16 protein-coding genes are annotated in these 15,798 nt (G+C 62.8%); 10 read left to right on the top strand and 6 right to left on the bottom strand.

Going from position 1 to position 15,798, the window contains the following annotated elements; all coding sequences use genetic code 11:
- Positions 1-16: 16 nt before the first annotated feature.
- From ACP7E3_RS13220 to ACP7E3_RS13205, 4 genes are all read right to left on the bottom strand, one after another.
- Complete coding sequence (locus ACP7E3_RS13220) at positions 17-949, bottom strand: ABC transporter substrate-binding protein (protein ID WP_057004076.1); 933 nt, start codon at positions 947-949, stop codon at positions 17-19.
- Positions 950-983: 34 nt separating this feature from the next.
- On the bottom strand, positions 984-1,952 hold the full coding sequence (locus tag ACP7E3_RS13215) for an ABC transporter permease subunit (RefSeq protein ID WP_086005473.1): 969 nt from the start codon (positions 1,950-1,952) through the stop codon (positions 984-986).
- 13 nt (positions 1,953-1,965) lie between these two features.
- Positions 1,966-3,498: a sugar ABC transporter ATP-binding protein gene (locus ACP7E3_RS13210; RefSeq protein ID WP_057004075.1), complete on the bottom strand. Its 1,533-nt coding sequence runs from the start codon at positions 3,496-3,498 to the stop codon at positions 1,966-1,968.
- Between the two features lie 163 nt (positions 3,499-3,661).
- A complete protein-coding gene (locus tag ACP7E3_RS13205) occupies positions 3,662-4,204 on the bottom strand; it encodes a cytochrome b (RefSeq protein ID WP_017845739.1) in 543 nt (180 codons plus the stop codon).
- A 182-nt stretch (positions 4,205-4,386) separates the two neighbouring features.
- Between ACP7E3_RS13205 and ACP7E3_RS13200 the strand changes: the two genes are divergently transcribed.
- From ACP7E3_RS13200 to ACP7E3_RS13170, 7 genes are read left to right on the top strand one after another with little or no spacing between them, the layout of a single operon-like run.
- Entirely contained in the window at positions 4,387-5,064 is a 678-nt protein-coding gene (locus ACP7E3_RS13200) for a thermostable hemolysin (RefSeq protein WP_057004074.1), read from the top strand.
- Positions 5,054-6,532, top strand: a complete 1,479-nt coding sequence (locus ACP7E3_RS13195; protein WP_057004073.1) for an AMP-binding protein — start codon at positions 5,054-5,056, stop codon at positions 6,530-6,532. Before ACP7E3_RS13200 ends, ACP7E3_RS13195 begins: the two co-directional genes overlap by 11 nt.
- Positions 6,529-7,203 (top strand): TenA family transcriptional regulator, encoded by a 675-nt coding sequence (locus ACP7E3_RS13190; protein WP_126588362.1) that lies wholly within the window; start codon positions 6,529-6,531, stop codon positions 7,201-7,203. Before ACP7E3_RS13195 ends, ACP7E3_RS13190 begins: the two co-directional genes overlap by 4 nt.
- Positions 7,190-7,999 (top strand): SDR family oxidoreductase, encoded by an 810-nt coding sequence (locus ACP7E3_RS13185; protein ID WP_046383363.1) that lies wholly within the window; start codon positions 7,190-7,192, stop codon positions 7,997-7,999. The genes ACP7E3_RS13190 and ACP7E3_RS13185 overlap by 14 nt, the downstream gene beginning before the upstream one ends.
- Positions 7,996-8,640 (top strand): tetratricopeptide repeat protein, encoded by a 645-nt coding sequence (locus ACP7E3_RS13180; protein ID WP_046383362.1) that lies wholly within the window; start codon positions 7,996-7,998, stop codon positions 8,638-8,640. The genes ACP7E3_RS13185 and ACP7E3_RS13180 overlap by 4 nt, the downstream gene beginning before the upstream one ends.
- 11 nt (positions 8,641-8,651) lie before the next feature.
- Positions 8,652-9,314, top strand: coding sequence for a response regulator (locus ACP7E3_RS13175; RefSeq protein ID WP_017845733.1), 663 nt, complete (start codon positions 8,652-8,654; stop codon positions 9,312-9,314).
- Positions 9,311-10,675 carry a sensor histidine kinase gene (locus tag ACP7E3_RS13170; RefSeq protein WP_046383361.1) on the top strand — a complete coding sequence of 455 codons (1,365 nt, stop codon included), beginning with the start codon at positions 9,311-9,313 and terminating at the stop codon, positions 10,673-10,675. Before ACP7E3_RS13175 ends, ACP7E3_RS13170 begins: the two co-directional genes overlap by 4 nt.
- A gap of 7 nt (positions 10,676-10,682) precedes the next feature.
- Here ACP7E3_RS13170 and ACP7E3_RS13165 read toward each other — a convergent pair whose 3' ends face one another.
- Together ACP7E3_RS13165 and ACP7E3_RS13160 are read right to left on the bottom strand one after the other, a co-directional pair.
- On the bottom strand, positions 10,683-11,921 hold the full coding sequence (locus tag ACP7E3_RS13165; protein ID WP_057004068.1) for an MgtC/SapB family protein: 1,239 nt from the start codon (positions 11,919-11,921) through the stop codon (positions 10,683-10,685).
- Positions 11,922-11,933: 12 nt separating this feature from the next.
- Positions 11,934-13,007 (bottom strand): NAD(P)-dependent alcohol dehydrogenase, encoded by a 1,074-nt coding sequence (locus ACP7E3_RS13160; protein ID WP_090234857.1) that lies wholly within the window; start codon positions 13,005-13,007, stop codon positions 11,934-11,936.
- Positions 13,008-13,250: 243 nt separating this feature from the next.
- On the opposite strand from ACP7E3_RS13160, the gene ACP7E3_RS13155 reads away from it, so the two are divergent.
- The 3 genes from ACP7E3_RS13155 (at position 13,251) to ACP7E3_RS13145 (ending at position 15,792) form a co-directional block, all read left to right on the top strand.
- Positions 13,251-14,174: a universal stress protein gene (locus ACP7E3_RS13155; protein WP_046383358.1), complete on the top strand. Its 924-nt coding sequence runs from the start codon at positions 13,251-13,253 to the stop codon at positions 14,172-14,174.
- Positions 14,175-14,375: 201 nt separating this feature from the next.
- Positions 14,376-15,125: a helix-turn-helix domain-containing protein gene (locus ACP7E3_RS13150; RefSeq protein WP_046383357.1), complete on the top strand. Its 750-nt coding sequence runs from the start codon at positions 14,376-14,378 to the stop codon at positions 15,123-15,125.
- A gap of 103 nt (positions 15,126-15,228) precedes the next feature.
- Positions 15,229-15,792: a GNAT family N-acetyltransferase gene (locus ACP7E3_RS13145; protein WP_046383356.1), complete on the top strand. Its 564-nt coding sequence runs from the start codon at positions 15,229-15,231 to the stop codon at positions 15,790-15,792.
- The last annotated feature ends 6 nt before the right edge of the window (positions 15,793-15,798 follow it).

Below are 15,798 nucleotides of genomic sequence, written 5' to 3'. Positions count from 1 at the left end.
GTCCCCCCTCAATGACTCAGTGTTTACTCGACCAACCGCTGTACGTCGCGACGTTGTCGCGGGTGATCAGTTTGGGCGTGAGCAGCGTAACCGTTTCGGCCGGCGCCTTGTCGTTGAGAAGGTCATTGCCGATGTTCACCGCCGTCTGCGCCATGGCCCATGGGTCCTGGCTGGAGGACGCCTGGATCTGGGTGTCGGTCTTCAGCGCATTCTCGATATCCGGCGCGCCATCTACCGAGGTGATGATGATACCGCTGCGTTTAAGCTGCTTGGCCGCCAGGTCGCTGCCGATGGCCTGGGGGTCGTTGATCGCGAACAGACCGTCGATTTTCGCAAAACGCGTGAGGTAGCCCTGCATCACGTTCAGGCCGCCTTCACGCGAGCCCTTGCCGTCCTGGTCATCGGACAGCACCTTGATCTGCGGCGCAGCGGCCAAGGCGGCCTTGCAACCTTTGACGCGGTCGGTCACGGCGGTCACTTGCGGGCCGTTCTGGATAATCACGTTGCCTTTACCCGCGAGCTTGTCCACCAGGAATTGGCAGGCCAGTTTGCCGGCTTCGACGTTGTCGGTCTGCACGGTCGCGTTGACCCCCTTGGCGTCCACGTCCACCGCCACCACGACGATACCGGCGTCACGGGCTTTCTTGATCGCCGAGGCCATGGCGGAGGGGTCGACGGCGTTGATCAGAATCAGGTCGACCTTGGACGAGATGAAGTTGTCGATCTGCGAAAACTGCTTGCTCAAGTCATAGTCGGCCGACACCGACGTGACCTTGACGCCCGGGTTCAGCTCCTTGGCGCGGGCCGTGGCGCCGTCGGCCAGGGTCACGAAATACGGGTTGCCCAGCGAGCCCATGCTGATGCCCAGGGCTTTCAATTCACGCGCTTCCACGGCTTGGGACATCAGGGCAGCCAAGGCAATGACGGGGAAGATGTGTTTTAGGTTCATGTGGGTCTCTCTTGTGATTGTTGTAGGAGTGAACTCAGGTCCGCGCACCGGACTGGCGATAGCGATCCAGCGCGACCGCGCCGATGATCACGATGCCCTTGATGATGTACTGCCAGATATCCGAGACGCCCAGCAGCACCAGGCCATTGGTCAGTACCGCGATGATCAGTGCGCCGATCAGCGTGCCGCCGATGGTGCCGACGCCGCCGGTAAAGCTGGTGCCACCGAGGATCACTGCAGCGATAGCATCCAACTCGTAGGATTGCCCCAGTTGCAGGCCATTGGCGGCGAACAGGCGTGAAGCACTCATCACCGCGCCAAGCCCGGCCAACGCACCGGACATCGCGTAGACGAACAGCAGCACCTTCCACACCTTGATCCCGGAAAGCCGCGCCGCTTCCGGGTTGCCGCCCACCGAATAGATCTGCACGCCCATCACCGTGCGCCGCAGGATGAACCACGACAACGCCACCACCGCGACCGCGATCACCACCAACCACGGCACGCCGAGGATCGAGTCATTGCCGATAAAGGCAAACGGCAGGTCGGGGTTGAACACGGTCTTGTCGTCGGCCAGCAAACGCGCCAGGCCGCGCATGGCGGTCAGCGCGCCGAGGGTGACGATAAACGGCGGCAAGCGCATGAACGCGATCAACCCACCGTTGACCAGGCCCAGCAACAGGCCAAAGCCAATCCCGGCGGCAATCCCGAACATGCCGAACTGCGGCGACATCGAGGCCTGCAACGCCACCACGGCGGACGCTGCGAGGATCGCACCGACGGACAGGTCGATGCCGGCAGTGAGGATCACAAAGGTCATGCCCGCCGCCAGCACCACGTTGACCGAGGCCTGTTGCGTGATGATCGACAGGTTCTGCACCGTCAGGAAGTTTTCACTGGCCAGGGCAAAGCCCACCAGCAGCAGGACCAGTACCGGCAACATGCCGACGCTGCGCATCAGTTCCCTGAGCCGCTCGGCCTTGCCGATTGGCGGGAGGGTCATTGTGTTGTTCGAATCAGCCATGGGCAGCCACCTGATCGCCACCGGTGGCGAGGTCAATAATACGTTCCTGGGAAATGACGTGGCCCGAAGCCCCGCCGACTTCGGCCACCAACTGGCCTTCGCGCATGATCAGCACGCGGTCGCAGGTGCCGATGATTTCCGGCAACTCGCTGGAAATCACCACGACGCCTACACCGGCCTGCGCCAGTTGATTGATGATGCGGTAGATCTCGGATTTGGAGCCGATGTCCACGCCGCGCGTGGGTTCGTCGAGGATCAGCACATGCGGCTTGACCTCCAGCAGCCGCGCCAACAAGACCTTTTGCTGATTGCCGCCGGACAACGCGCCGACGTTGACCTTGCCCGACGCCACGCGAATCGACAGCGACTTGATCGCGTCCTGCGAGCGTTGCACGGCATGCCGTCGATTGAGCACGCCACCGGCATGGGCGTCCGGCACACAGGCGCAGACATTGATGTTGTCGGCCACGCTCATGTCCAGGAACAGGCCCTGGGCCTTGCGGTCTTCGGTGAGGTACACCACGCCGGCGCGGATCGCGTCGGCCGGGGTGCGCAGTTGGGTGACGGTCTTGCCCACCACTTCCAGGGTGCCGCCGGTGCGCGGGTCGGCGCCGAAGATCAGCCGCGCCAGTTCGGTGCGCCCTGCCCCCACCAGGCCGGCGATGCCCAGCACTTCGCCGGCATGCAGGTCGAAGCTGCAGTTGCGCACGCGTTTGCCGTCGGCCATGTCGCGCACGCGCATCACCACCGCGCCAGGGTCATAGGCCGCGTGTTCCTTCTTGTAGAAACCGGAGAGGTCGCGGCCGACCATCATCTTCACCAATACCTCGGCCGACAGCGCGTCGCGGGTCAGTTCGCCGATGTACTGGCCGTCGCGCAGCACCGAAACCCGGTCCGACAATTCGTAGATCTCAGCCATGCGATGGCTGATATAGATGATCGCCAGGCCCTGGCTGCGCAGCTGTTTGATCAGCGCGAACAGGCGGTCGGTCTCGCGCGATGAGAGCGGCGTGGTGGGCTCGTCCATGACCAGGATCTTGGCGTGGGCATGCAGGGCGCGGGCGATTTCCACCAATTGGCGTTCGGCAATCGACAGGCTGCTGACCCGCGTCGCCGCGGTGAACTCGGCACCCAGGCGTTGCAGCACTTCCACGCAACCGGCCTGCATGCCCTGGCGGTCGATGGTCCAGCCACGGCGCAGTTCACGGCCCAGGTAGATGTTCTCGGCCACGCTCAGGTTCGGGCACAGGCTCAGTTCCTGATAGATCACGGCGATGCCGAGGGCTTTGGCGGTGGCGGGGTCGAACGTGGCGACAGGCTGGCCGGCGATGCGGATGGTGCCGCCCGGGTCGGCCTGGTAAGCGCCGGAGAGGATTTTCATCAGGGTGGATTTGCCGGCGCCGTTCTCCCCCATCAAGGCGTGGATTTCGCCGGGGTAGACTTTCAGGCTGACATTCTTGAGCACGCGCAAACCGTTGAAGGTTTTGCTGATGCCCTGCATTTCAAGCAAGGGTTCGAGGCTCATGACTGAGCTCCTGAATTTATTATTTTTGTATTCGCGCTCCTTGGATCAGAGCCGATCACCACCGACTCTAATCAGATAGATTTGCTTACGCAAGCGCTTGCGTAGCCCGTTTGTCGCTTGATGAAACGTTTCATCAAGCGACTTAACCGCAACCTCAGCGTTCTTAACGTTTTGGCAGCATGCGCAGCAAGGTGTTGTCCCGCACCCAATAGTGGTGGAACAAACCGGCGGCGGCGTGCAGGCCGATCAGCCAATAACCGGCGCTGCCCAACCATTCATGCCAGTGCTTGAACTGCCTGGCCAGGTCGGGGTCCGCTGCGACCAGGGTCGGCAAGGAAAACTCGAAATACGGCACCGGTTTGCCTGCGGCGTTGAGCATCAGCCAGGCCAGCAGCGGCGTGACGATCATCAGGCCGTACAACGCCAGGTGCATCAGGTGCGACATGCCCGTCTGCCAGGCCGGCGGGCGCGGCACGATCGGTGGGCGCGGCGTCAGGCGCCCGAGCAGGCGCAGCCAGACCAGCAGGAAAATCCCGATACCGAACAGCGCATGGGCGCCGAGGAACAGCCCCTTGAGTGCGTGCCCGCGGGGCAACAGACCTTTGATTTCGATGCAACCGTACACGCCGACAAACAACGCCAGCATCAACCAGTGCAGAATCATCGACAGCCTTGAGTAGCGCGCTGTCATCAGGTTTTCGCTCATAGAAAAGGCACCTTGTGCAGGGGGTGGGGCCGAACCCGGCCTTGATAAAGTCGCGATCACCCTGCCCGGCTAGTCTTAAGACAATCTGAAGATCGCTGAAACGATCATTTTCAGCACCTTCAGACTTCGTTAAGAAACGCCCTCGATACTCCTCCCAACTTCACTTGGGAGGCATAACGCCAATGCCCAGTATCGATTGGAAGATCCCCCTGCCCCTGCTGTTCGGCCAAGCCGACAGCGCATCGCTGTGCCTTTCCCGAGCACTGCCCCAAGACCCCCAACGCCCGGCCTTCGAAGCCTTCATCCAGCAGCGCTTTCGGATTGCCCACGGTGCCGATATCCGTCATTTCATGCCGCAGCTGTTTGGCGTCAGCCAGGCCAACGGTGAACTCTGCGCCGTCGCCGGGGTGCGCCTGGCGAGCGCCGAGCCGTTGTTCCTGGAGCGCTACCTCGACCATCCGATCGAGCCGCTGATCAGCGCCGCCGCCGCGCAACCGGTAGACCGCCGGGCCATCGCCGAAGTCGGCAACCTGGCCGCCAGCGACACCGGCAGTGCGCGCCTGAGCATCATCGCCATCACCTGGTTGCTGGCGATGGCCGGCCTGGAGTGGGTGGCGTTCACCGGCAATATCGGCCTGGTCAACAGTTTCCATCGCCTCGGTCTGAAGCCCGTCACCCTGTGCGCCGCCGACCCGCAGCGCCTGGGCGATGAGCGCCATCACTGGGGCAGTTATTACGAAAGCCAACCCTGGGTGCATGTCGGCAATATCCGCGCCGGCTTCATCCATCTGCGCAACATGGGCCTGTTCTCGCGCCTGGGGTTGCCGACCACGATTGAGGATGCCAGCCATGTCGCCTGAAACCCGCCGTTTCCACGCTGTTCTTCGCGGCTATGCCGAACGCAATGACGGCGCCGTCGCCCTGTGGGGCGACACCTTGAAGATGGATTACACCGCGCTGTTCGCCGAGGTGACCGCTCGACAGGAACGCCTGCGCGATGAAGGCGTGAAGGTGGTGGCGCTGGCCCTGGACAATGGCATCGAGGCCATGCTGTGGGACCTGGCGATCCTGTTCGAAGGCTTGACCTGCCTGACCCTGCCGCCGTTCTTCAGCCCGACCCAACGCGCCCACTGCCTGGAACAGAGCCACGCCGAGCGCGTGATCGCCGAGCCCTACCTGGACGCCGAATTGCACGCTGGCGGTTACCGCAAAACCGGTGACTTCTGGTGCCGCGCGTTCGACGGCCGCCCTTCAATGCCCCTGGGCACGGCCAAGGTGACCTTTACCTCCGGCACCACCGGCACGCCCAAAGGCGTGTGCCTGAGCGCCGACAGCGTACTGCGGGTGGCCCGCGAGTTGTACCAGGCCAGCCATGCCAGCGACCCGCGCCATCACCTGTCATTATTGCCGCTTGCCATCCTGCTCGAGAACCTGGGTTGCTACGCCGCGCTGTATGCCGGCGCCACCTTGAGCCTGCCCAGCCAGAAGAGCCTGGGCATCCAGGGCGCCAGTGCGGTGGATGCCGCGCAATTGCTCGGTTGCCTGGCGGTGCGCCAACCCCACAGCCTGATCCTGGTTCCGCAGTTGCTGCTGATGCTGGTCATCGCCGCCGAGCAGAAAGCCTTCAACCCGCAAGGCCTGCGCTTTGCCGCGGTGGGCGGTGCGCGGGTCTCCAAGGCCTTGCTGCTGCGCGCGCAGCACTTGGGCGTGCCGGTGTTCGAAGGCTACGGCCTGTCGGAATGCGCCTCGGTGGTGTGCCTCAACCGGCCCGGCGCCCAGCGCGCCGGCAGTGTTGGCCAGCCGCTGCCCCATGTGGAGATCCGCCTCGCCGAAGACAACGAGGTGCTGATCAAAGGCTCGACCTTGCTCGGCTATCTGGGCCAGACCGAACAGCCCGAACAATGGTGGCCCAGCGGTGACCTCGGCGCGTTCGACGACGACGGTTTTCTCTACCTCAAAGGCCGCAAGAAGCATCAGTTCGTCACCAGTTACGGGCGCAACGTCAACCCGGACTGGGTCGAGGCCGAACTGACCCAGGGCGGCGCCATCGCCCAGGCCTTCGTCTATGGCGAAGCCCTGCCGCAGAACCACGCGCTGCTGTGGCCTCATCGCGCCGACTGCTCCGACGCCCAACTGGCCGCCGCTGTGGCCCTGGCCAACAGCGGCCTGCCCGACTACGCACAGGTGCATCGCTGGACGCGCCTGGAAGAACCGTTCACCGCCGCCAACGGCTTGCTCACCGCCAATGGCCGGCCACGGCGTGACGCCATCGTCGCGCGTTATCAATCCCAACTTGCCCCTGCACTCAACGAGGAAACTTCATCGTGAACTTTTTCGACACACTGCAAGACGCCACCCAACAAGAACGCCAGGCCCTGTTCAGCCTGCCGATCATCCGTGATGCACTGGAAGGCAAGGTCAGCCTGGAGAGCTACCGTGAATTCCTCGCCCAGGCTTACTACCACGTGCGCCACACCGTGCCGTTGATGATGGCCTGCGGTGCGCGCCTGCCCTCGCGCCTGGAGTGGTTGCGCAAGGCAGTCAGCGACTACATCGAGGATGAATATGGCCATGAGCAATGGGTGCTCGATGACATCGAGGCCTGTGGCGGCGACCGCGACGCGGTACGTGACGGACGCCCGGGCTTGCCCATCGAGTTGATGGTCAGCTACCTCTACGACCTGATCGCCCGTGACAACCCGGTCGGCCTGTTCGGCATGGTCAATGTACTGGAAGGCACCAGCATCGCCCTGGCCACCCACGCCGCCGGCAGCATCCGCGATCATCTGCAACTGCCGGAGACGGCGTTCAGCTACCTGAGCTCCCACGGTGCCCTGGACATCGGGCACATGGAAACGTACCGCCGCTTGATGAACAGCCTGGACGACCCCGAAGACCAGGCCGCCGTGATCCGCGCCTCCAAAGTCGTGTACGCGCTGTACACCGACATGTTCCGCAACCTGTCGCGTAGCGGGGAGGCTCCCCATGCGCCTGTCTGAAGCCCGTGTGGTGCTGACCGGCGCCAGCGGTGGCATTGGCCTGGCGATTGCCACCGCACTGTGCGCCAGTGGCGCGCATGTGCTGGCCGTGGCGCGTCATCGCGAACCGCTGGAAGCCTTGTTGGCGCAATACCCGGAACAACTGTGCTGGGTCGGCGCCGACCTGACCTTCCTCAACGACCGGCGCAAGGTGCTGGCCGCCGCGCAAGCCATCGGCGGCGTCAACCTGCTGATCAACGCAGCCGGGATCAACCACTTCGCCATGCTGGAACAGCTCGACGAAAACGAGATCAACGGCATGCTCGCGTTGAACATCACCGCGCCGATCTGCCTGACCAAGCTGCTGCTGCCCATGCTCAAGCAAGCCGCGAGCGCGATGGTGGTGAACGTCGGCTCCACTTACGGCTCCATCGGTTACCCCGGCTATGCCACCTACTGCGCGACCAAGTTCGCCTTGCGCGGGTTTTCCGAAGCCCTGCGCCGGGAACTGGCCGATACGCGGGTCGGCGTGTTGTACGTCGCGCCGCGTGCCACCCACACGCGCATGAACAGCCCCGCGGCGCAGGCCTTGAACGATGCGCTCAAATCCAACGTCGACGACCCGCACAGCGTGGCCGCCGCGGTGATCAAAGCGATTGCCAACGACCGCCGCGACCTTTACCTGGGCTGGCCGGAGCGCTTTTTTGTGCGCCTCAACAGCCTGCTGCCGAACCTGGTCGACCGAGGCTTGCGCAAACAACTGCCGCTGGTCCGCCGCCTCAGCGATAAACCCGTGAAAAAGGATCTGAACCCATGAAACGCCTCATCGCCGCGCTGCTGCTCACCGCCCTGAGCCCACTCACCTGGGCGCTGGACAGCGCCGACCAGCAACGCCTGACCGAGATCCAGACACGCTGGGCCCATATTCAATACAACTTGCCCGAGGAACAGCGCACCAAGGCCTTTGAGCAACTCGCCGCCCAGGCGACAGCCTTCACCCAGGCGCGCCCTCAAGCGGCCGAGGCCTGGATCTGGTCCGGCATCGTCAGCAGCAGCTGGGCCGGTGCCCAGGGCGGGCTTGGCGCGTTGAGCAAGGTCAAGGCGGCCAAGGTCGACCTGGAAAAAGCCCTCGCCCTCGACCCCAAGGCCCTGCAAGGCTCGGCCTACACCAGCCTCGCCGCATTGTATGATCGGGTTCCCGGCTGGCCGATCGGCTTCGGCGATGCCGACAAGGCTGACCAGTTACTCAAACAGGCCTTGCAACTGAACCCGACGGGCATAGATAGTCTGTATTTCTGGGGGGACCACCTGTACCGGCAGAAACGCTACAGCGAAGCCCGCGAGGCCCTGCAAAAAGCCTTGCTCGCCGCTCCACGGCCGGGCCGGGAAACCGCCGATGCCGGACGGCGCAAAGAGATCGAAAGCGTGCTGGCCGACATCAACAAAAAACTCAACTGACAGGAGTCCGCGTGCGCCTATTACTGATCGAGGACGACGAAGCATTGGGTGAAGGTATTCACCAGGCGCTGGTGCGAGAGGGCTACACCGTTGATTGGCTCAAAGATGGCAGCAGTGCATTACATGCACTGCTCAGCGAAACCTTTGACGTGGCGGTGCTCGATCTCGGGCTGCCGCGCATGGATGGGCTGGAGGTGCTGCGCCGCTTGCGCGACAGCGGCTCGAACCTGCCGGTGCTGATCCTCACGGCACGGGATGCCACCGAAGACCGGATCGCCGGGCTGGACGCCGGCGCCGACGATTACCTGATCAAGCCCTTCGACCTGGCCGAACTCAAGGCGCGCCTGCGCGCGTTGCTGCGCCGCAGCGCCGGGCGCGCACGGGTGATGATCGAACACGCGGGCATCTGCCTGGACCCGAGCACGCAACAGGTCAGCTACCACGGCGAACCGGTGCTGCTCACCCCCAAGGAATACCAACTGCTGCACGAACTGCTGTCGCCACCGGGCCGCGTCATGACCCGCGACCAGTTGATGCAGTTGCTCTACGGCTGGAACGAAGAAGCTGAAAGCAACACCCTGGAAGTGCATATCCATCACCTGCGCAAGAAGTTCTCCAGCGAGCTGATCCGCACCGTTCGCGGCGTCGGCTATCTGGTTGAGGAGCGCGGATGACTTCTATACGACGGCGAACCCTGACCCTGATCATCGGCCTGCTGCTCGTCGGCCTGCTGCTGATCAGCGCGCTCAACCTGCATGACAGCAACCACGAAATCGCCGAAGTCTATGACGCGCAACTGGCGCAGAACGCCCGCCTGCTCCAGGGCGTGATGAGCATGCCGCTGGCCAGCCAGGACCAGGAAGACCTGTACCGCGCGTTCAACAAAGCCTTGGGCGAAGCGATGCCCAAGGTGGATGGGCACCCCTACGAAAGCAAAGTCGCCTTCCAGGTGTGGAACCCCAAGGGCGAACTGCTGGTGTTCACCGCCAGCGCCCCGTCATTTGTCCCCGCGCCCACCCAGCCGGGCTTCAGCAACGTCGAAGACCTGAACGGCCGTCAATGGCGCGGCTTTGTGCTCAAGGACAAGGACAACGGCCTGCGGATCTGGGTGGGCGAGCGCGACGACGTGCGCGCCGACCTGGTGCAACGCATCGTGCGGCATACCTTGTGGCCCAACGTGCTGGGCAGCCTGATTCTCGCGGCGATGGTCTGGCTGGCGATCGGCTGGGGCCTCAAGCCCCTGGCCGACATGGCCGCCACCCTGCGTGCGCGGCATTCGGGCTCGCTCGAACCGATGCAACTGACGCCGCTGCCCACGGAGCTTGAGCCGATGCAGGCGGCGCTCAACCGCATGCTCGCGCAGATCCAGGAAATGCTCGGCCGCGAACGGCGCTTTATTGCCGATGCGGCCCATGAGATGCGTACACCATTGGCGGTATTGCGCGTGCATGCCCAGAACCTGCTGGAAGCCGGCACAGAAACCGAACGGCGCGAGTCCCTGGCCTTTCTGATCGCCGGCGTCGACCGTACCAGCCGCCTGGTCAACCAATTGCTGACCATGGCGCGCCTGGAGCCCAGCGCCGGGCAACCGCCGCTGCAGGCCGTCGACCTGGCGACAACGGTGCGCGAAACCCTGATTCAGTTGACCCCGTGGCTGTTGAGCAAAGGCCTTGAGCTGGTATTCGACGTCGAGGATGGCCCGTGCCCGGTGAATACCGATACCGCCGCGATCAATATCGCCCTGACCAACCTGGTGACCAACGCCGCGAATTTCTCCCCGGAACACGGGGTGATCACCGTGGGCTTGCGCAAGAACGCCATGCGTTTTGCCCTTACCGTCGACGATCAGGGCCCTGGCATCGACGAAAACCAGCGCGAGCGCCTGTTCGAACGCTTCTACAGCCGTGGCAATGCCCAAGGCGCAGGCCTGGGCCTGACCATCGTACAAACCATCGCCCAACGCCTGGGCGGCCAGGTCAGCCTGGAAAACCTGGCGGCCGGCGGCCTGCGGGCGACCCTGGAAATCCCTGCCTGACGGAGCATCAGCCGGCCCATGTGACCAGCCACATCGCGCCGACCAGCAAGACCTGGCCGACGATCACATACACCGCGAAGTAACGACCGCCGCTGACCCCGGCCACCACGCACTTGCTCAGCGCGTTGCAACTGACCGCGAGCAACACCGGGATGGACGCGGCCCCCAGGGACAACTGGCCGCTGGTGGCCAGGGCCGCGATCGAGGCGATGGACGCGTGGGCATCGGCAAAGCCACTCAGGGTGGCAGTCAATATCACGCCGACCTGGCCGAAGTGATGGAGCATCAGCGACGACAAGAAGGTAATGCCGGTCAGGGTCACGACCATGATCAGCGCCAGCTTGAGGTCGAACGCGCCGCCCACCTTGATGGTTTGGCTGGCCGCCGCCGTCGGCGCGTGCCACATCAGGCACACACCGTACAACGCGGTGGTGGCAAACCCGGCGAGCAGCGGCCAGGCCATCTGCGACAGCAGCGCCGGCTCCACGGTGCCGAGGATCAGCGCCACCTGGGCCACCGTCGCAATATTCGAGAAAATGGCCGCCGCCGCGAGGATGCGCAGGTGCTCCGGCTCTTTGGCGACCATCTGGCCCATGGCAGCAACGGTCACGGTACTGGAGGCGAACCCCGAAGCAATGGCGCTCACGACGTAGCCATAACGTGGTCCCAGCGCGCGCACCGCCACATGCCCCACCGCGCCGACCGCCATCAACAACACCGTCAGCGTGCAGATGGTGCGCGGGTTCAGCGCGCCGTAGGGGCCGATAAAGCGATCCGGCGCCAACGGCAGGACCACCAGCGCAACGACCAACAGCAACAGGCCGTCGCGCATTTCCACATCGGTCAATTGACTGCGAGCAAAGTTGTGCAACTTGTCGCGATAGGCCAGCAGGCCGGCCACCACCACGCCGACGGCCGTGGCCAGTTCGGGAGCGACCCCACACCAGGCGCCCAGCAGCAGCACCGTGAGCAACGCCACTTCACTGGTGATCCCCGGGTCGTTGTCCCGGCTCTTCCAGTAAGCGGTACTGACGATCACAGCCAGACACCCGGCGATCAGGCCCAGCAACAGGCCACCACCGACTTGCTGCGAGACGTAGCCCAATAACGCGGTAATCGAATAGGTGCGCAAACCGGCAAACGCGCGCAACTCGCCCTGGCCCTTGTGGCGTTCGCGCTCAAGGCCGATCAGCATGCCGATGCCCAGCGCCGCGGCGGCACCGGCCAGCCCGAGGGTTTGCGTCATTTACAGGCGCCTTCAGGGCGTGATCGCGACCTTCATGACACCGTCGCGCTGATGGGCAAACAGCTCATAGGCGGCCTCGATATCGTCGAGCTTGAAACGGTGCGTCACCAGGGGCGACAGATCCACCCCGCCGCTGGCCACCACGGCGAGCAAACGGCGCATGCGTTCCTTGCCGCCAGGGCACAGGGTCGACACGATGCTGTAATCCCCCAAGCCCGCGCTGAACGCGTCGTAGGGAATGCGCAGGTCGCTGGAGTAGACCCCCAGGCTGGAGACCCGCCCTCCCGGACGCAGCACGCGCAATGCCGACTCGAACGTACCCTGGGTGCCCAGGGCCTCGATCGCCACATCGACCCCACGGCCGTCGGTGATGGTCATGATCTGCTCGACCACATTGCCTTTCTTGAAGTCGACGATATGGGTGGCGCCCAGGCTGCGGGCGACGTTCATGCGCTCGCTGACGCCATCGACACCGATGATCATCGACGCGCCTTTGAGCCGGGCGCCCGCCACCGCGCACAGGCCGATCGGCCCGAGGGCGAAGACCGCGACGGTGTCGCCGATGGTCACCTCACCGCGCTCGGCGCCGGAAAAGCCGGTGGACATGATGTCCGGGCACATGAGCACTTGTTCGTCGCTCAGCCCATCGGGAATCGGGCACAGGTTGGCCAGCGCATCGGGGACCAGCACGTATTCGGCCTGGCAGCCGTCGATGGTATTGCCGAACTTCCAGCCGCCGGCCGCGCGAAAGCCATGCCGGGTGTCGGGGCCGTCCTGGGAGCCGCAGCCGCACAGGCAGGCATAACTCTGCCCGCTGGGCGTGATGGCGCCGGCGATCACCCGCTGCCCCTCAACGAAACCACGCACCTGGGAGCCCAGCCGCTCGATCACGCCCACCGGTTCATGGCCCACGGTCAGCCCTTTAGCCACCGGGTACTCACCGCGCAGGATATGCACGTCGGTGCCGCAGATGGTCGTGGTGGTGATACGCACCAACGCGTCCAGCGGGCCGACTTCGGGGATGGGTTTGTCGTCGAGGACGATGCGGTTTTTTTCAACGAAGACAGCTGCTCTCATGGTTGCCACGGCGTGACCTCCTGCGTCTGGAAAAGCCTGAATGACATCCAGACTGCACCGCGATGACAACACGGGGGTTGATCATTATCAACAATCCTCTGATTGATCGAGACACCCGGCCGGATGTCGCTGAGCGTGCCCTGGCTCAAGGCGACTTGATGCAAGTCAAACCGGCGCCGGCGCCCGGCGCCATGATCTAGAGTAAGTATCATTGCCCGATGCTATCTGCTGGTTACCCAAGGGAGATTGCCCATGTCTGCTCAAGCACGTTTCTTACTGCTGGTTTCGCCACTGATGGAACACAGCCCCGCCTTCGACCGGGCCGCCGCCCTGGCCAAGGCTGAAGGCGCCGCGCTGCACATCCTCGCCTTCGATTACCTGGAAGGCCTGGCTACCGCCGGCCTGGTCAACGAGCAGGCCCTGGAACAGATGCGAATTGGCTATGTAGAGCGCCATCATCAGTGGCTGGAGGATCAGGCCAGGCCCTTGCGCAACCTCGGCCTGACCGTCACCACCGAAGTGGCGTGGGTGGAGCGCCCGCTGCAGGAGATTCTGATTCGTCTTAAGGAAGAGCCCATGGCCGTGGTGATCAAGGCGCTGGAGCATGAGTCCCTGCTGTCGCGCTTGATGTTTACGCCGCTGGACGTCCATCTGATTCGCGAATGCCCGGTGCCACTGCATTTTGTCAGCGGTGCGCCCCATGCGTTACCGCGCAAGATCGTGGCGGCCGTCGACCCGTTCCATCACGACGAGCACTACGACAGCCTTAACGACCGCATCCTGCATGAAGCCGTCAAACTGGCGACAGCCTGCGATGCCGAGGTCGAGGTGATTTATGCCCATGACCTGTCCGATCTCGGCGCTCAGGAGTATGGATTCGGCAGCGGTGCCGGGTTCTTCTCTTCGGTGGCCGCCAAACGGTTGTTCGACGAACAGGGGCAGGCCTTCAATGATTTGGCCGCGCGCAACGGTATTCCGCCAGCGCAGCGCCATATGATCTTGGGTAACCCGGCGAAAGTGCTGTCCAGCTATGCCGATGCCTACAACGTCGATGTGATCGTCATGGGCCGCGTCGGTCATCGCGGCCTATCGCGCCTGCTCGGCAGTACCGCCGAAACGCTGCTGTACAAAATGCCTTGCAGCGTGTGGATGGTTAAACCGGAAGTGCTCGACTGAGTACCGCGATCATATGCACACCCTCGCTGCTAATTCGCAGCGAGGAGCATGTCAAAGACATTCATTAGGGTGGCATAGCGAGGCCCATTACACTCAAAAGCGATCAGCGGTTCAAATATATAAAACTTGCACCTATCTTTCTCCAATATTTGGATGTTAAGTAGGAGGAATATATATGTGTGTGTGCAAGAGGCTTTTGTGATGAAGTCAACTCCAGTTCTTGTACAAGTCCAACATTTAAAAACAACCTGCGCGAGCTGCAGCGTTTTAGAGTTGTGTTTACCCCTGGGTTTGACCGAGATCGAAGTGGGTCGCCTGGACACATTGATTCCACAACGCGTTAAAGTCAAAAAAGGCGCTTCGCTGTATCGCACCGCCGATCCGTTACGCTCGCTTTACGCCGTGCGTACCGGGTTCTTCAAGACCTGCATACTGTCCATGGATGGTCGCGAGCAAGTCACCGGGTTCCAGATGGCCGGGGAAATGCTCGGCCTCGACGCCATCAGTGCCGACACCCATGCCTGCAACGCGATTGCGCTGGAAGACAGCGAAGTGTGCCCTCTGCACTTCAACCAACTGGAGCGACTGGCCGGTCAAATACCGTCGTTGCAACATAACTTGAACAAAATCATGAGCCGCGAAATTGTGCGTGATCACGGTATGTTATTGCAAATGGGTAATATGAACGCCGATGAGCGGCTTTGTGCATTTGTATTGAATATATCAATGCGTATGAGTACGCGTGGTTATTCATCGCGATCTTTTATATTACGCATGAGACGAGAAGAGATCGGCTCTTATCTGGGCCTGCGCCTGGAGACGGTGTGCCGCAGCATTGCGCAGTTACGCAAACTGGGCCTGGTGCATATCAGCGCGCGCAATGTCGAGATTCTCGACCTGGCGAAACTCAAGACGTTCATATCCGGCTGTCATCGGCATGGTCCCGAGTAACAGGGCCTCATCTGATCCAAATCAGCTTTATCTGTCGGCAAAGGCGTAGAACCGAAGCAACAGGGGGCCGCTCCTGTCGCCCCCAAACCTCGGAGCTCACACCATGCTTACCGTCGAAGAGCACAACAGACAAGCCGCCATCGCCTATAAAACAAGCCCGGAACCGCACTGGATCGATAAGCTCAATGACGGCCGCCATGTGCTGGTGCGCCCGCTGAGAATCGAAGACCGGGACCGCGAATATAACTTCATCAAGAGCTTGTCCCGCGAGTCCCGGCACGCGCGCTTCCTCGGCGAAATCAACGAGCCCGGCAAGACCCTGCTCGATCAATTGATGGATGTCGACAATCAGCAACGCGTGGCGTTTATTGCCCTGGTGCATGACAACGGCAAACTGATCGAAATCGGCGTTGCGCGCTATGCCGCGGCCAAAGAGCACGAATGCGAATGCGCGGTCACCGTGGCGGACCCTTGGCAGCACCTGGGACTTGGGCACATTTTGATGCAACACCTGATGACCGCGGCGAAAGCAAACAACTTCACGTCGATGTACACCGTGGATGAAGCGAGCAACACCCCGTTGCGTGAGTTGACCAACGCGTTGGGCTTCCACACCGTCACCAATCCGGATGACGCTACCCAAGTGATCAGCAGCGTGAAGCTCTGAGTAGCA

It is taken from the genome of Pseudomonas sp. PSPC2-3 (genome assembly GCF_049898265.1).
In the GTDB taxonomy this organism is placed as follows: domain Bacteria; phylum Pseudomonadota; class Gammaproteobacteria; order Pseudomonadales; family Pseudomonadaceae; genus Aquipseudomonas; species Aquipseudomonas veronii.
Note: the sequence above shows the minus strand (reverse complement) of the source record. Positions and strands in the feature narration are given on the sequence as shown.